Origin of the sequence: Rubritalea tangerina, assembly GCF_042683245.1 — a bacterium.
Taxonomy (GTDB): Bacteria; Verrucomicrobiota; Verrucomicrobiia; order Verrucomicrobiales; family Akkermansiaceae; genus Rubritalea; species Rubritalea tangerina.
In genome coordinates, this window is record NZ_JBHUJB010000076.1 from 63,304 (window position 1) to 80,537 (window position 17,234).

Annotated in this window: 10 protein-coding genes; 6 read left to right on the top strand and 4 right to left on the bottom strand. The window is 51.9% G+C overall.

The features are described 5' to 3' along the window. The first annotated feature begins 53 nt into the window (after window positions 1–53). A complete protein-coding gene (locus ACFSW8_RS15625) occupies window positions 54–611 on the top strand; it encodes a heavy-metal-associated domain-containing protein (RefSeq protein ID WP_377088385.1) in 558 nt (185 codons plus the stop codon). 6 nt (window positions 612–617) lie between these two features. Then, window positions 618–1,916, top strand: coding sequence for a sulfatase family protein (locus ACFSW8_RS15630; protein WP_377088384.1), 1,299 nt, complete (start codon window positions 618–620; stop codon window positions 1,914–1,916). An 11-nt stretch (window positions 1,917–1,927) separates the two neighbouring features. Here ACFSW8_RS15630 and ACFSW8_RS15635 read toward each other — a convergent pair whose 3' ends face one another. Continuing rightward, complete coding sequence (locus ACFSW8_RS15635) at window positions 1,928–3,757, bottom strand: sulfatase-like hydrolase/transferase (protein WP_377088382.1); 1,830 nt, start codon at window positions 3,755–3,757, stop codon at window positions 1,928–1,930. A 187-nt stretch (window positions 3,758–3,944) separates the two neighbouring features. Between ACFSW8_RS15635 and ACFSW8_RS15640 the strand changes: the two genes are divergently transcribed. Beyond that, the gene (locus ACFSW8_RS15640) at window positions 3,945–4,109 is read left to right on the top strand and encodes a hypothetical protein (protein WP_377088380.1); all 165 of its coding nucleotides are present in this window, start codon (window positions 3,945–3,947) and stop codon (window positions 4,107–4,109) included. 166 nt (window positions 4,110–4,275) lie between these two features. Here the strand turns inward: ACFSW8_RS15640 and ACFSW8_RS15645 are convergent, their stop codons facing one another. Beyond that, a complete protein-coding gene (locus ACFSW8_RS15645; RefSeq protein ID WP_377088378.1) occupies window positions 4,276–8,619 on the bottom strand; it encodes an Ig-like domain-containing protein in 4,344 nt (1,447 codons plus the stop codon). Continuing rightward, the gene (locus tag ACFSW8_RS15650) at window positions 8,616–9,389 is read right to left on the bottom strand and encodes an IclR family transcriptional regulator (protein WP_377088377.1); all 774 of its coding nucleotides are present in this window, start codon (window positions 9,387–9,389) and stop codon (window positions 8,616–8,618) included. The genes ACFSW8_RS15645 and ACFSW8_RS15650 overlap by 4 nt, the downstream gene beginning before the upstream one ends. 292 nt (window positions 9,390–9,681) lie before the next feature. Between ACFSW8_RS15650 and galK the strand changes: the two genes are divergently transcribed. Then, window positions 9,682–10,842 carry a galactokinase gene (galK, locus tag ACFSW8_RS15655; RefSeq protein ID WP_377088374.1) on the top strand — a complete coding sequence of 387 codons (1,161 nt, stop codon included), beginning with the start codon at window positions 9,682–9,684 and terminating at the stop codon, window positions 10,840–10,842. 147 nt (window positions 10,843–10,989) lie between these two features. After that, window positions 10,990–14,484: a PKD domain-containing protein gene (locus ACFSW8_RS15660; protein ID WP_377088372.1), complete on the top strand. Its 3,495-nt coding sequence runs from the start codon at window positions 10,990–10,992 to the stop codon at window positions 14,482–14,484. Between the two features lie 49 nt (window positions 14,485–14,533). Here ACFSW8_RS15660 and ACFSW8_RS15665 read toward each other — a convergent pair whose 3' ends face one another. Next, window positions 14,534–16,096, bottom strand: coding sequence for an excinuclease ABC subunit UvrC (locus ACFSW8_RS15665; protein ID WP_377178725.1), 1,563 nt, complete (start codon window positions 16,094–16,096; stop codon window positions 14,534–14,536). A 254-nt stretch (window positions 16,097–16,350) separates the two neighbouring features. Here ACFSW8_RS15665 and ACFSW8_RS15670 point away from each other — a divergent pair, with 254 nt between their 5' ends. Then, window positions 16,351–17,229 (top strand): MotA/TolQ/ExbB proton channel family protein, encoded by an 879-nt coding sequence (locus ACFSW8_RS15670; protein ID WP_377088366.1) that lies wholly within the window; start codon window positions 16,351–16,353, stop codon window positions 17,227–17,229. Window positions 17,230–17,234: the final 5 nt, after the last annotated feature.

The window sequence follows — 17,234 nt, forward strand, 5'->3', positions numbered from 1 at the left end:
CCCATCTGCTAATAGATGCACCCTCTACACATATAACCCAAACCCAATACACTATGAAAAACCTCACTCTCTTGCTTTCGGCCCTCTCGATCGCTTCACTCACAGCCGATGAAGAATTACACGTCTGCGGCCCCGAATGCGTTCCCGAAGCCGTCAATTACGCCCCACAAGATCCCGAAAAAAAGACCCAAACCATCGTCGTCAAAGGCCTCACAACCAAGCAAGATTCCAAAACAATCGCACGTACTCTCAACTCGATGACAGGCGTCACCGTCGAACATATCTGCCTCAAATCAGGAGTCGCTACCGTCAATTACAACCCAGCAACCGTCAAAAAAAATACCATCACTAAAGCCATCACTTCAAAAAATTATACCGTCGGCGGTGAACGCTATGTCTTCCGCTTCGATGGTATCCATTGTAATGAATGCGTGAAACGTGTCAAAAAACTCCTCTCCGAGCTCGATGGCGTCACCCCACGCTACGTCTCAGAAAATTCTACCAAAGTCATCGTCGATATCCATTCAAGCAAAACCGATACTCAGCAAGTCATCGACACATTAGAATCCCATCACTATGAGTTCATCCCACAAGAACTTACAAAAAAATAACCCACCATGATCCTATCCCGCCTTCTGAGCATTTGCCTCCTCTCACTTACCTCTCTCCAAGCTGCTCAGAAACCTAACATCGTCCTGATCATGGCCGATGACCTAGGGTACGGCGGGATTGGCTGCTACGGAGCCAAACAAACACACACGCCGAATCTCGACGCGCTCGCTGCCACCGGAGTCCGCTGCACAGACTTTCACTCTAACGGAGCTGTCTGCTCCCCTACCAGAGCCGCTCTCTTCACTGGCCGCTACCAACAACGCTGCGGAATCACCGGCGTCGTCACGGCCAAAAACCACCGCGATACCGGACTCGCACTCGATGAAGTCACCTTCGCCGAAGAACTCAAAAAACAGGGCTACACCACCGCCCTCTTCGGTAAATGGCACATCGGATATCCAAAACACCTCCACCCCATCCACCAAGGCTTTGACCACTTCACTGGATTCGTCTCTGGGAACGTCGACTACCATAGATTCATCGACCAAGAAGGATTCTACGATTGGTGGAAACAAGATCAACCACATCAAGAGACTGGCTACCTAACAGACTTAATCTCCAAAAAAGCCGTCGACTTCATTTCCAACCATAAAGACACACCATTCTGCCTCGTCCTCACCCACGGAGCACCACACTACCCCATCCAAGGAAGAAATTCCCCCGGCTTTAGAGAAATCGGTAAAGCCAGAACCGGCACCAAACTCCCCGGTGACCCCAAATCCATCTACCGAGAAATGATTGAAGTCATGGATGAAGGAATCGGCAATGTCGTCGCCCAACTCGATGCCCATAAACTTCGAGAAAACACCCTCATCATCTTCTGCTCAGATAATGGACCCGCCTCACTCGGATCCTCCGGTGGCCTGCGCGGTAAAAAAGGACAAATCTATGAAGGCGGCCACCGCGTCTGCGGAATCTTTAACTGGATAGGCTCTCTTCCCGCAGGCTCCACCTGCCATACCCCCATCCTCACCATGGACCTCTTCCCCACCTTCCTAGCCATGGCCCAAGCTCAACCTACAACCAAACTCGATGGCATCAACGTCCTCCCCATCCTCCAGTCTGACGCTCAGGAGAAACGCGACCCCCTATTCTGGCAAATCAAACAAAATATCGCCGTCCGAGATGGCCATTGGAAGTTAATCCTCAATGCCAAAACCGAAAAATCCGAACTCTATAACCTAAATAAGGATATCAAAGAATCAAACAACTGCATCTCAGATCACCCAGAAATCGCCAAGAAGCTCGAATCCCTAGCCCGTAACTGGATCAAAGAAATGCAGCCCTACCCGAAAAAATCATAGCTCTACACAGCCTAAGATCCTTTATTCAAATACTGAACACGTTCTTTGATCAGGTGAGACTTAGCCTTTAACTTAGATCCATCTAACTTGAATTGGTAGACCTTAGGATCAAACTCGTACAACATTGCTGCTGTATTGAGAATCAAGTTCAACTCCACAGCATCCGTGCTGCTAGAGATGGCTTCGTCCACCACCGCCTTCGCCCCTGTATCCCCTATCATCGCCAAATACTCCGCAGCTCTCACCCGGACCAAGCGGTTCTCATCCTTCTTGGCTACCTCCCTCACTGCCCCTGCCAAGTCCTTAGCCTGATCGCCAAATGATGCAGCGCTGATACAGCCCCAATAACGTTCCCATGCTTTCTTCGATTTCAATGCCTTCACCAAGCCCTCCCTCGCATCCGTGTATCGCTCTAACTGCAAATTCGCGATGTCTAACATTTTACTGATATCCGCACTACGGCTCAGACCAAATGCTACCGGATCCTGAAAGGCGGACTCGATCAAATAACTCTCAGGATAAAGACTCAAGTCGTTCTTCTCCCTCAGGTAAGCCATATGCTCAGCCCGCATTCCTTCGAGAACATCCGCATACTTAGAATCCCCAGCGAGATTGTTTAACTCATAGGGATCGGCTTCCAAATCATACAATGCTTCCGCAGGCTTCTTCTCAAAAAATTGTTCCTGCACGCTATCTAACTCACCAGCCTCATGCATCTCTCTGAGCTCCTTATACGCCAGCTGCCTATAGCGATAAAAATTGTGCAAGGCATCTGGATTGTACGGCTGGAAGTTCCGCGTGTACTTCATCTTCCCCTTCCGATAGGTACGCACTAAGTCGTACTTTTCATCAAACCGATCCGCATAACCCACCCCCACACGCTCCCCAAGATCTGCCACACTCAAGCCCTTGCCTAAAAATGGCTTACCGTCAAATTGCTCAGCCACAGGAAGCCCCGCCGCCGACAAGAGTGATGGCCCAAAATCCATAAAATTCACGATAACGTCAGTCCGGCTACCTGGCTCAAATGGTATCAAGTGCTGCCACTTCTTTGGCACTCTAACAATGAGAGGCACCGCCAACCCAGTCTCCTGAGCGTACCCCTTGCTACGCGGCAACACGCCACCATGATCACCAAAATAAAAAATAATTGTGTCCTCATACAAGCCATCCTTCTTCAAAGCCCCTATCAGAGCCCCTAATTGTTTGTCGATCCCCCGCATCCTCTCTTGATAGGCTGCATAGCTGTATCGAAAAATAGCCGTATCTGGGTGATGCGCTGGTAACTGCACCACCGACATCTTCTCCACCATGGGCTTTTGCTTCATCGCTGCCTCTTTGAAATGCAACGAACTCTCATGAGACGAAGCCAGTGTCTGCTTGTGAAAAAATGGCTGCCCCTCCTTGCGACCACTCCAATTGCCAGAACCACTCCACGTCTCCTTCATATTCACTTTCAAATTGTAGTCCGTCTTCTTCTTGTTGGTCGTGTAATAACCAGCTTCCTTCAAATAAGCTGGAAACGCCTTCAAGCCCTTTGGCATCGGCACAGCCATCTGCTTTCTGTGAAACTGCGCACCAATCCGCGGCGCATAACAACCACTGATCAGCGTAGAGCGCGCCACCGAACATACCGCCCCATTAGAACAAGCAGCCTCAAAACTCACCCCGTCACGCGCTAATGCCTCCATGTTCGGCATCGCCACTCCTGACTTATCAAAGTGCTTCAAATGATGCTTCGAATTATCCTCTGATATGATCCATAAAAAATGAGGTTGCTCAGCAGCCTGCGCAAAGGCCCCTAAACAAGCCGATAGTGACAAAAGGTAACGTGTGATCATGATGCTAGTTTTTTGAGAGTCTGTTCTATCATGTGAACTTACAGCATTAACATTACATTTTATCCTGACATTTTTTCTCCCCATCCCCCAAACTTCATAAAACCTTCCTCCCTGCCTAACCATTCTAGCCTTGTCCCCCCTCTCTCCCGCTTGCTACTGTGATGCACACACAATACGCCTTATGCCCATGTTCAAGAAAACTCTGACCCTCACCCTCGCAGCCACACTCAGCCTCCCTCTCGCCAGCTGCGTCACCAAACAAACTACCCGTAAAGGCGATGTCGTCGTCGACGAAAAATATGTCGTCAAACGCCCCGTTAAAAAATTCTTCGAAACCGTCGAAGTCGAATAAACTGCCTGCCTCCCCCCTCAATTGCGGTGTCCTGCCTGACATAAAAATTCTCAGACAGGCGCCCTCTACAATAGCAGGCGCCAGATCACCACTCCCCCCCCAATGAGTAAGCTTGCATGCTAAACTTACAAGCCTCTCTGCTACTCTATCGTCTACCTAACAAGTCCTACTTCACTTCGAGCTGGACGGACGGAAGGCCTGTAGCTCTGCCCTCGTAAACACCTTTGAGAGGCATCCCTTCTTTTGGAAAATACGCACCCGCAACAGATCCTGACAGTACAACTTGGTTCTTACGTAGAGGCTTACCAGTTTTCACCATCCGGTTTGCTAGCTGCCTGAGTGACTCACGAGGGTCACCTAACACATTGGATGCAGCACCTTGATATACCACCTTTCCACCTAGCGTCAGGTCTACCTGCAACTTACTGAAATCCAGTCCTTCCACAGGAACACCCTTGCCTAACACATAGGTATGCGTTCCGCAGCTCATCGCCACAATATCCCCAGTGGTCATTTTCCCAAGTGACTTATCATAGCGTAGATCTGGGACATCCAGCCCGACATGCACACTCTTAATGTATGGCATGAGATCATCCACAGTTTTGATCGTCCTGCGGATGTCTTTTTTAAGTGTGAATGCAATTTCTGATTCGATGTGAAAACCTATGAAACTGTCAGCCTCAACCGACCCGCCAGATTCCACTTCCTGATTGGTGAAAAAGGTTCCTGACACTGGTGCTAAGACTCCCCACTTCTTCTGTGACGCCTTGCTGGCAAATGCCATTTTATAGCCACTCACCCTCCCGTACTCTTGCATCATTGCATGATCAAAAACCTCCTGAATTTGATACCCCTCTTCAAGGCTCAGATCCCTCCCAAGAGTCGCACTCAAGGGCGCTATCGCCCTCACCTCCTGTACTGCATTCACCAGAGAATCCGCCAGTCGCTTAGGGTCATAGACGTCTACTGAGCTTGTACTTCTCTGGTTCTGGGCCACTGCAGGTTCACTATCATCCAGTTGCTTAATAAAGGAGATCAGGTCATTCAGCTGCGCTTCGGATAGCCCATCGAGCTTGCCGTGCATCCCCTCTACATTGCGATCTACTAACACCTCCCTCAGATCTGCAGCTGAACCGTCATGCAAGTAAGGTGCTGTCGCCCAGACTCCGAGCAACGATGGAGTATCAAAGCCCCTCAGCTCCCCAGATAGCCGCTTCCCACTGCTGGGCTGATATGTCCCAACATCATGCACCACTGCGTCTAAACTGTCCGTATAGCTGTCCCCCCCGTGGCAATCAGCACAACCAGCTAGTTTAAACAACGCACGACCACGCACTCCAGCTTCGGTAAGACTGCCGTCCTCCTTTCGGTACGGACTCTTAGGAGTCTCATTGAGCGAACGCACATACGCAGCTATGGCATCTAACTCTTTGCTCTCACCTGCCTTGGGAATCCCCAGTGGATGCGCTTTCTGAAATGCTTTACTAGACGATCTGCTAAATCCAGTCCCGCCGAAGGCTCCTCGAATATCATGCTCGAAATCTTGAATTTCATCGAAATTAGCACTCCAGTGCAAACGACCGTGCTTTTCCCCAGCTTTACCTAACAAAGAAATGGTATTCCGCAGACCCTCGCCCCGATCAGTGAAGTCCCATACTCGTCCATCATGCCCACCATCCAGATGACAACTTGCACAGCTGATATAACCATCTCGACTCATCCGCGGGTTTCCAGCATGATAAAAATGCTTCTTCCCCGACAACACAATGGGCTCTAACTTCTCCTCGCGAACCGTTGTGATACGCTTCAGAACCTTCGCCTGGCCGCCACCATCATTAACCAAATCGGTCACATCATAGCTAACCACTGATCGATCCAGAAAATTATGCACATACAGCGTGAGCCCGTCCTTGCTCAAGGCCAAGCCTTGGGGTGCTGCACCCACATGTAAAATGGAGGTCATATGCTCTCCACTATAGCTATCTAACACCTCCACGCTATTGCTCCCTTGGCACGCTACGAAGAGCAAATCACCATTACGGCTATAGACTGCTGCTGTCGCCATGTCTTTATCGTTAAAGTCATGTCGGTTCTCAATTTCCTCCTGGCCAGTAGAGAGATCAATCTTGGAAGCGATCGCACGCACTGAGCTCTCAAAATTCAGCGGCTTACCATCCCGTGCCAGCCCCCGTGCTATATTGTCCTTCTTCGATGGCACCCACGCCTGCAAACCGTCAGGTGACAGTACTATCTGACTGAGGTAGTTCGGAACGCCGCGGCCCGAATCCTCGGTATCTGCGGACGTATCAAATGCTAGATCTATCTTCCTCACTACGCCGCCTTCCAGATTATATTGATAAACCTCAGCCCCCATATCAGGGGAACGGAACCTTGTGACGTAAAGCTCCTTATTATCATGACTGAGAGCCACCCCTCTCAATGAATCGCCACCATCTAACAAGTTAATTACTTTAACAACTTTTTGCTGAACGCAATCCACCTGATAAATCACCCCCAACGCTTGACTTGAAATGTATGCTGATTCTCCGTCCCGCGTAAGTACCACTCCATACGGACGTGAACCATATGGCAATACCACTCTTCCAGTGACTTGATGACTGCGCGAGTCGATCAAGACAAGCGCAGCCTCAGCCTCATCCACCACAGCCACTCTGGTTTTAGCAATCGATAATGTTCTTGGATGCTTACCAACCTCCACCTCAGTTCTGAGCTCACCAGTCTCAAAATTGGTCACACTGACCGAGCCATTATCTGGGTTCACATTCCAAACCATCGCCTCACCATCCACTGCAATCGTGGAAGAATTTCTGGGCAATGTAGCCGTCAATGGATTGTGCACCAAATAGCTCACCTGGCTGTAGGCACGAGCATCCCCACGCTTGGAATGTAACAGCACTTGATATCGCCCGGCTTCCTTGAAGCTCTTCGTCACCACCGGGCTCGAACTAAAGGCTGTGAGCCCCTTTCCATCACCAAAGTCCCAGGCATATTCAGTGCCCTCCTCTGCCGTAGCTACAGTAAAATGAACGCGCTTTCCTACAACCACTGGTTCAGGGCTCTTAATCTCTACCTTGAAATCACTCATCAACTTCCCAGTCGAGAAAGTGGAACGAAAAGCTTCGGTATTCTTATTACCGACTTGATCTTCCACAGAGCCCACAGGAACGATCACTTCATAAGTGGCCTCCGCCTCTAACTGCCGATCTGGGCTGAAGTTTAAAATAGCATTATGCAAACTCCATGAGCCTGGAATCTCATCCCCCCCAACCTGCTTCACCATAATCCCAGAGAGAGTCGCATGGTTTATTTCATCCGACCATGTGAGACCTATCCGACTGAGCCTATGGTTCATTGTCGACCCATCTTTCGGGTGCACAAAGTTAACTCTGGGCCCTTGAGTGTCAGCCTCCACTGCGTGCGCTATCATGTGAGATCCAGTCCCATGATCACAGGTCATCACCACATATTGCCCGATCACATTAGCCCCATCAAAATCTTGGTGCGGCACCTTCATCGGCACACGCTTCACCAGCTTTGGATGCTCCGGATCACGCACATCCAACTTAGCATAACCATTAGACGCTCCCTGATGTAGATAGCCATCTTGTATCACTCCATACCCCCCCTTCGAACCAAGCCGTTCACCGCAGTAATCGCTTACCAAGCGCATATCGCTCACATCATTCAAATCCCAAATCCGAGGTTTCTCGGCGATTCCGTAGAGATACCCACCATTGAACAAAGCACTGTAACCAACGGTTTCCTTCAACACCTTCACCAAGGATGGCGCTCGAGGATCGCCAATATCAAGCACGCTGATGCCAGGACCATCAAAGGAATTGCAGACCAACAAGTTGCCGCAAGCAAACAAGGACCCCACCTTGAAGCCCCCCGTCTTATGCATCGGCACAGAGGCCACCAACTCAGGACTCCGCACATCACTCGCATCCACCACATGCACACCAGTATTTGTCCCACCGATATAGACGTGGGGGAACTGCATAGCTAGCCACCACGCCGTATCCGCATAAGCCCCTTTGCTAAGGCTAGACACCACCAATGAACTCAGATGCTTCGGAGCATGGATGTCACTCCAATCCCAAATTTGCAACCCCGTCTGCGATGGCAAAAAGGCGAGATCTCTACCCTCATGCGTCACAAACCCATAATTGTGCCCCTCAAACAACACCTTTGTATGCGCATCTGCATGGGTGGAAACCCGCTTGGGATTCTCTGGGTCCGAAATGTCAAAGAAGGCTATCGCAGCGTCTCCCAACCCACTATCTCTGGCCTCCAAAGCCACCAAATACCCTTTAAAAAGTTGCACTGCTGCATGGCCACGCACACCCTTCTTCGAACTATCTATCACCCCCAAACTCTTATAGAGTTCCTCCTCCGAATAACTCCGCCCAATCACGCCTGGCCCTTCAGAACCTAACAAACCCGTAGCCAGAACAGCCAACAATAATGCACCACTGAGTAGCTTCACTGAGCACCTCCTAACAACTTAGTGACCTGATCAGCTGCAGATTTTACCAATGATCCAACATCTACAAATTTCGACTCTGGAAGACGACTCGATGGCCCAGTCACCCAGAGCGCCGCTACAGGATAACCATATGGGTCCTTCACAGGCGCAGCAATACAATGGCATCCCTCGATCTGCTCGGCTCGATCATAGGCCACTCCTGCCAGCTTGATTCGCTCTAGTCCATCTAAAAGATCATTCTTAGAAGTGATCGTGTTTTCATTGAAGGCCACCAACTCGATACGGTCCACCACCTTCGCTTGCTCAGCCTTGCTTAAGTGTGCCAGTAATACCTTGCCCGGCGCCGAACAATGCAAATGAAACTTCGCCCCCTTCTCTACCCGAAAGTTAAAATGGTGAGTTCCTGCCACCTCCTCTAACACTGCTCCCTCACAATCAAGTAAAGTCCCTAACAAAACAGTCTCTCTCACAGTATCGCGTAAGGCCAACATCGGCTCACGCGCCAATTGCACTAAATTCACATCCCCCATCGCACGATACCCAATCGTGAAAAGCTTCCGCGTCAAAACATAACTCTGCGTCCCCTGAAAAAATGCAATATACCCAGCATCCCTCAAAGTCACACATATCCTAAATATGGAATTCCGCGGCACCCCCAATTCCTTTGCAATCTGAGAAACAATCATCCCATCACGATGCTGGCTCAGTAATTCCAGCACTCGCATCGCACGCTCCAAACTCGGAACCACATACTTAGCTTCCATATCCATAACCACTTATAAATGAAACCCACCCCATTCCTATCACGAACTTTCTAAATGTAGACACAATCACCACATATCAAACATAGCCCACACACTCCACCACCTACCCCCACAATAAAGAGGAATCCCCAAATAAAGGATGCGAGAATCGATAAGAAAAATGCGTTTTACAAGCGTGACGAACACCCATTGCAAGGCATAGAAGTTGCTCCTCAATCCCTCCAAAATACCTTCCACATCAGCATGTCCAACCCTACGGGAATCTGGTCTCATATGACACCGCACACCCTATAACCCAATGACCAACCCGCACCTCACCCACCTCGACCTTTTCCAGCAAGCCTTCGCTGCCAAACCCACCCATTTCTCTCAGGCTCCCGGAAGACTTGAAATCCTAGGTAACCACACCGACTACAACCAAGGCTTCGTCCTCAGCTTGGCCGTCGACCGCCATACCCAAATCTCTCTCAGAAAAACCCAAGGCTCTCTATGCCAGCTCCTCAGCCCGCAAATTGAAACCAACATCCGAGAGTTCGACCTCCACTCGATCAACTCCCCACTTCCCAATAAAGATTGGCTCAACTACCCACGGGGTATCGCCCACATACTCCAACAAAACCAGCACGCACTCACCGGTTTCCAGGCGCTCATCACCTCTGACATCCCCTTGTCTGCAGGCATGAGTAGCTCCGCCGCTCTAGAAATGGCCCTCGTCTCCGGCCTAGACGCTCTCTTCGAACTCAACCTCTCCAATAAAGCGGAAATCGGCCAAGCCTGCGAAAACCACTACATCGGTGCCAATACAGGCCTCATGGACCAACTCACTTCACTCAATGGAAAAAAAGACCACCTCTTGCTCAGCGAATACCGCCACCTCCACCTCTCGCACCTTCCCTTCCCCCAGCAACTCGCCATCGTCGTCGTGAATACCCACGTCGCCCATGACCTCAGTCAGGAATACAACCAACGACGCGCCGAATGCGAAAGCGCGCTCGCTACTCTCTCCCAAAAACACCCAGACCTCCACTCCCTACGCGATGTCGACCTCCCCCTACTGCACCAGTCGCGGACCAGCCTCTCACAAGAGGAATACAAGCGCGCCCTCCATGTTGTCTCTGAAAACTCCCGTGTCCACCAAGCCCAATCCTACCTCAAAACACACGATTTCACCCGCTTCGGCCACTTGCTCTTTGAATCCCACCAAAGCTCCATCCAAAACTTCGAAAATTCCTGCCCAGAACTCAACCTCCTCGTCGACATTGCTAATAAATCACCACGCTGCCTCGGCGCCAGACTCAGCGGTGGGGGGTTCGGGGGTATCTCAATCCACCTCACGCGTGCCGCAGACGCGGCTGCCTACGCCAAGCATGTCACCCACATCTATTCCCAAAAATCCGGCAAAGAGGCCACCGCCTTCGTCTGCCACAGCGCAGATGGTGCCACCGTCCATCCACACTAAAACTACACCCCCAATGCCTTGGGAAATATCCACACCTTCCATTTAAATCACCCGTTTAGCCCCCACCAAATTCCCTCCTTGCTAACATCCTCCATTTAGGTTGGTCTAGTGGACCATTCCCCCCTCATACCATGCACAAACCCAAGTATGAGACCATCCACTGCAATCGCCCTACCGCTAGCGCTCTTAGGCGCAGCCATCCCCTTTTGCCTCCAGCTCTCTGATCAAAAAGAGCCCACCACTCCTCAGACCGCAGCACCTCCTGCTATCACTGAAAACACTCTCATTTCATCTCCGTCCTCGGTAGGCAGTGCAGAAAAGGTCTCGGCTACTGCCTCCATCGACCACCTCCTCCACACCCTCAACAACACTTCTTCCCCCACCCAACGCGCTCAAACCATACAAAATGCCAAGGTTTTTGCCCAACAACGCTCCCAAGAACTGATCAAGCTCCTCCGCAACTCACCAGAGCGAGCCCTCACACATTGCATCAGCCTGGAACAATGGGCTCAGCTTCCGGAGGAACTTCGCCCATTCTTTGAAACCCCTTTCAGTTCCACCCAAAGCTACGACGTCTACAACGTCTGTGGCGAAGCCCCAGACTCAGTCCGCGCCCAACTAAAAGGCCAAAACTCCTCACCCATCTCGGCCACCTTTGGCGACGCGACTGCCTACACATCGGACCTGCGTTCTCAAGTCCTCAGTAAGGCTTCCCTCTCCTCATTCGGCTACCAATTCGCAGGTGATATTGTCCTGCTCACAGACTCACCCGTCTACCCACTCAACTCCGTAGAACTCGACCTTGCCGTCGACCTCTATGAAACCTCTCCCAGAGGCCTCATGGTCGACCCCACCACCGGAAACCCTGCAAATGGCCATACCTATGCCCTCATCGGAGGCTATGTCCACGCATTCGAAAGCCCAAATTCACTTCAAACCCTCGAACAAAGCCTCACCACCATTGAGCAACTCAATTCCCCCAAGTCCAATGATCAAATCTATGCCCTCCTAGCCAACGACGCTACCATCGACCTCAACCAACTCGTCCAAGCCGCAGAAGTCCAGGCTAGCGCACGGACCGAAACTCCCAAATCAGTCCTCTTCATCCGCGTCGATTTCTCCGATGTCTCCGGTGCCGCCTACACCCAGGCCGAACTCCTCCAGAGGCTCAACGATTCTTCAGACCTCATCGATGAAATGTCCTATAGCAAGACAAACCTCGGCACCCCCACTGTCACTAGCGAACTCTTCCGCCTACCCTCCCCATCTACCAGCTACTTGGAGGATTCCTCCGCTCTCCTCAATGACGCACGCGCCCTCGCGCAAGCTGCCGGCTACGACCTCTCCGCCTACGACATTGTCGGTGTCAATTTCCCTGATATCCCCATCACCTTCGGTGGTGTCCAGTTCGCCGGCCTCGCCTCCGTCGGCGGTGGCAACCAATGGCTCAATGGCGATGTCTCACGCGGCACCATCACCCACGAATTTGGCCACAACTACGGCCTCTACCACGCCGAATTTTGGCAAACCAACGATGGCTCCATCATGGGCTCTGGCTCCTCCATCACCTACGGTGACCCCTTCGATATGATGGGGTCCAGCAGTTCCTACCCAAATGGCCACTTCAGCCACTTCGCCAAACACCGCCTCAATTGGATAGAAGAACCCAAGGTCATCAAACCTACCAGCACCTCCGGCACCTACCGCATCTATCGCTTCGACCATAGCTCCTCAAATGACAATAACGCCCTCGCCCTCGAAATCCAAAATAACGAATCCGAAACCTTCTGGGTCGGATACCGAAAAAATTTCACCTCGAACACCTCGCTCAGCAATGGCCTCTACGTCACTTGGGCGCACACCAGCTCAAAAGCTCGCTTGCTCGATATGACCCCGGACTCCGATTCTGACAGCTCTGATGACACCAGAGACTCAGCCCTGCCCATCAACCAAACCTTCACCGACACCACTGGCATCGTCAATGTCACCCCAATCGCTCAAGGTGGCACCAGCCCAAATGAATGGATCGATGTCAATGTCGCAATAGGCCCATTCCCAAACAACAATGCCCCTTTAGCCAACATCATTGCTGACTCCAACGCTGACGCAAGAACTCCAATCACCTTGAATGCCTCAGCCTCTGACCCAGACGGTGACGCACTCGTCTACTCATGGGACTTCGGCGATGGCCAGAGCAAAGCTTACACCTCTTCCGTCACTCATTATTGGGTTGCCGGTGGTAACTACACCGTCACTCTCACCGTCTCTGACATGAAGGGCAAATCCACCACCACAACGCATAATATTACGATCTCTGACCCGCTACTCCAGTGGACCCTCAAAACCACCACTCAGTCAAACCGTCACTACCGCGCTCTCGCCTGCTCGAATTCCACCATCGTCGCTGTGGGGGGTGAATCCTCAAATAGTGGCTGCTTAGCCTACTCATCTGATGGCTCAAGCTGGAACACCAAAAATTTGGGAACCAATGTGCGCTTCCGTGATGTCACCTATGACGGAACCCGATTTATAGCGGTCGGCTATGACTACAATTTCTCTAACTCACGCTGGGAAGCCGTTATCTATTCTTCCACTGACGCAGAAACTTGGAACCGCAACCTACTCGAAGGCCCTAACCTTCTCCGAGCCATTACCACAAACCCACAAGGGGTGAGTGTCGCAGTCGGTGAAAATGGCACCATCTATCGCACAACAAACGGCACCTCATGGAACCTCATCAGTCAGCCTTTTCTTAGCACTGAAGATATCACCACCATTACATACACGGGCTCGACATTTGTTGCCGGTGGGCGTGCATCAGATACCCTGATTGGCTCTACTTCGCCGACATCCCCCTTCATCCTAAGATCCACTGATGGAACATCGTGGTCCCATATCCCTGAAAACAACATCAACTTCCCCTACAGTTACAGTGGACTCTCCCACCTCAACCAATTAGCAGATACTCTCCTGAGCTCAGGATATTACAACCACCTCAGCTACTCCCAAGATGAAGGCCTATCTTGGTCTCACTCATATCAAGGGGCTGAACAATTTGAAGCTACAGGCTCCGACCATTTTGCTGGAATTTCACTCATCATTGGCGAAGACTTCTATAGTAGCACACGCCGCGCATACGTCTCTCTCGACGAAACCTCTTGGCGCGAAATTCCTCTACCAGGATCTGCCTCCATGCGTGATACTATCTACTTTAACAATTCCTTTATCATCTGTGGCTTCGATGGCCACATATACCAATCCGACCCTCTCTTTGACGGATTCCAACTCTGGCTGGTAAATCAGAATATCACTGACCCCTATGAGCAACTTACCACCGCGAACCCCGACGGTGATTGGGCCAATAACCTCATCGAGTACGCACTCGGTGGCGACCCCATGGCCTATAACTCCGCACCCACTGTCCCCTCGATGAGCATCGAAAATGGAAAACTCACACTCACCGTCGATCGCGCTCAAATCCGTGACGACCTCACCTATCGTGTCGAGCGCTCGACCAACCTCGTCGATTGGTCAGACGCCGGCACCACCACCCTCGAAGACTCCGCAAACACCCTTAAAGTCCGCAGTAATACCAATGCCGACTCAAATCAAGAATTCCTCCGCCTTAAACTCAGCCGCTAAAACTCAATCGGAGCCCGCAAGCTAGCTGCAGGCAGCGCCCCCCCCATAACTACCCACGCTGAAACCAAGCCACAATGCTCTCAGCAGACTTGGGACCAATCCCGTCCACCTTCTGCAGCGCGCGCGCATCCGCCTTCTTGATCTCAGCCACCGACCCAAAGTGCTGCAGCAAGGCACGCTTTCGCACCTCAGACATCCCTGGCACATCGTCTAACAAGCTCTCGCTCATCCTCTTCCTCAGCAGCAGCTCATTGTAGTTGTTTGCATACCGGTGTGCCTCATCGCGAATCCTCTGCATCAACTTCAATGCGCCTTGGCTGTGATCAATCCGCAATGATTCACTCTCGCCGGGAAAGAAAATCTCCTCGTGCTGCTTTGCCAAACCCACAATCGGCAGTTCCCCTAAACCCAAGGCCTTGAGCTCAGCATAAGCCGCTGACAATTGCCCTTTGCCACCATCCACAATCACCAAATCCGGCATCCGTATCGGCGACTTCCCCTCATCGCCTATCTTGCGCATCGCCTCCACCAAAGGCTCTTGGTTGCGCTCAAAAAACGCCCGATTTGCCCGCTGGCTCTCCATCAAAATCCGGCTATAGCGCCTCCGTACCACCTCCGCCATGCTCGCAAAATCATCCTGGCTCTCCACCGTCTTCATCCGGTACCTCCGGTAATTTTGATTGTCCGGCGCCCCCTCGTGAAACCGCACCATCGATGCCACAATGTGCGTGCTGCTCACATTCGAAATATCAAAACACTCCATCACCACAGGCGGACGGTCTAAGCCCAAATACTCACCCAAATCAGCCAAATCCTCAGTCGGCTTCACCGTCGTCGGCACCCCGCGCCCACGCGAAAATTGACGCGCAGGACTCAAAGTCTTCTCCAAGTTCTGAATCACATCTCGCAGCTCCGCTGCCTTCTCAAAATCCATCCGCTCCGCCGCCTCTTGCATCTCCTCCCGCAAATGTGCAAACCGTTCCCTCTTCCCCTTGCCATCTAAAAAATCCACCGCCTCCATCACCCGAGCCCGATAATCCTCAACACTGATCTTACCCACACACGGAGCCGTGCAATTCCGAATCACATCCGCATGACAATGCTTATACTCGTGCTCGCCCGGCGACTTCTGCCCACACGTCCTCAATCCAAACGCGTTGTTCAACCACTCCAATGTCGCCTTCAAAGCCGTCGAATGCACAAATGGCCCAAAGTACTTCGCCCCATCATCCCGCCTCAAGCGCGTCAGCTCAAACCTCGGCAGCTCCGTCTTCAGTTGCACCCGCACCAACCAAAACCGCTTGTCATCCCGCAAACTCACATTGTAGCGCGGCCGGTATTGCTTGATCAACTTGCTCTCCAAAATCAACGCCTCTTCCTCATTGCGAACCACATGCGTCTCAAAATCCCATATCGACCCAATCAAGGTCCGCGTCTTCAAGTCCGCCTTCGCCTTGCGCGATGGCATGAAATAACTCGATAAGCGCTTCTTCAAATTCTTCGCCTTACCCACATAAATCGTGTTCCCAATCCGATCCTTCATCAAATACACCCCCGGCTGGGTCGTCATCTGACGCATCCTCTCACGAAAATCTGGCTTCTTGTCCTGCATACCCATCTCACCTTGCACAACTCCATCGATAGACCGAAGCTGTCACAAACGTAGGATGAGCATACATCCTAAGTGCCATTGAGCAACCACCAGACCAGAAAATATCCACGCAAGACCGCTCGCCCACGGCGCTATAAGAACAACTCCACTGTGTGTGTCGCCCGCTCAAGCTGTCAGGGAATCCACTCCCGCACTTGCAGTCAGCCACAGCCACGCTACACTCGCCTAAACATCTCTATTCGATAGCTTCAGATATGAAACGCACTCTCAGCCTCTACGGCCTCCTCACCGCAGCCCTCACGCTCACTGCCTCCGCGCAAGATGACGCTGCTGCCAATGCCCCCGTCGAACTCGACGTCTACGACCTCGTCGTCGAAAAAGGGGGCTTCGTGATGTACCCGCTCGCCCTCATCTCAGTGGCCACCCTCGTCCTCGTCTTCTTCTACTTCATCACCATCCGACGCAATTCCGTCGTCAGTGACCGCTTCATGTCCTCCGCCGAAGCCCTCATCCGCAAACGCGACTACCTCGGCCTCGTCGCCCAATGCCACCGAGAAAATAAATCCATCTCGCGCGTCGCTGAAAAATCCCTCGACTTCATGACCCAAAACTCCGGCGTCTCCTTTAAAGAAGTCCGCGAAGTCGCCGAAGCCGAAGGCTCACGCCAAGCCGGTATCCTCACCCAAAGAATCTCCTACCTCTCCGATATTGGCGCCATCGCCCCCATGATCGGCCTCCTCGGCACCGTCATCGGCATGATCAAATCCTTCTACCAAATCTCCGCCGGTAACTTCGAGGGAGTCAAACAAATGGAACTCGCAGGCGGCGTCTCCGAAGCCCTCATCACCACCGCATCAGGCCTCATCATCGGCATCGTCGCCCTCATCTTCTACTCCATCTTCCGCGGCCGCGTCCAAAAATACATCGCCGAACTCGAAGCTGCCTCCACCCACCTCATGGCCCTCCTCGCCGCCCAATACAACCGCGCCGGTGGCTCCACACCAAAAGCTGCTTTCGCCGAAGAATTGCGCAATTTCGACGAGGACGAAGAAGGCTTCGCCCAAGTCAACCGCCAAGGCCGCAGCACCCCCTCACCGATCGACACCACCCGCCCAGACGTCGAAGGCATCTAAGCGCA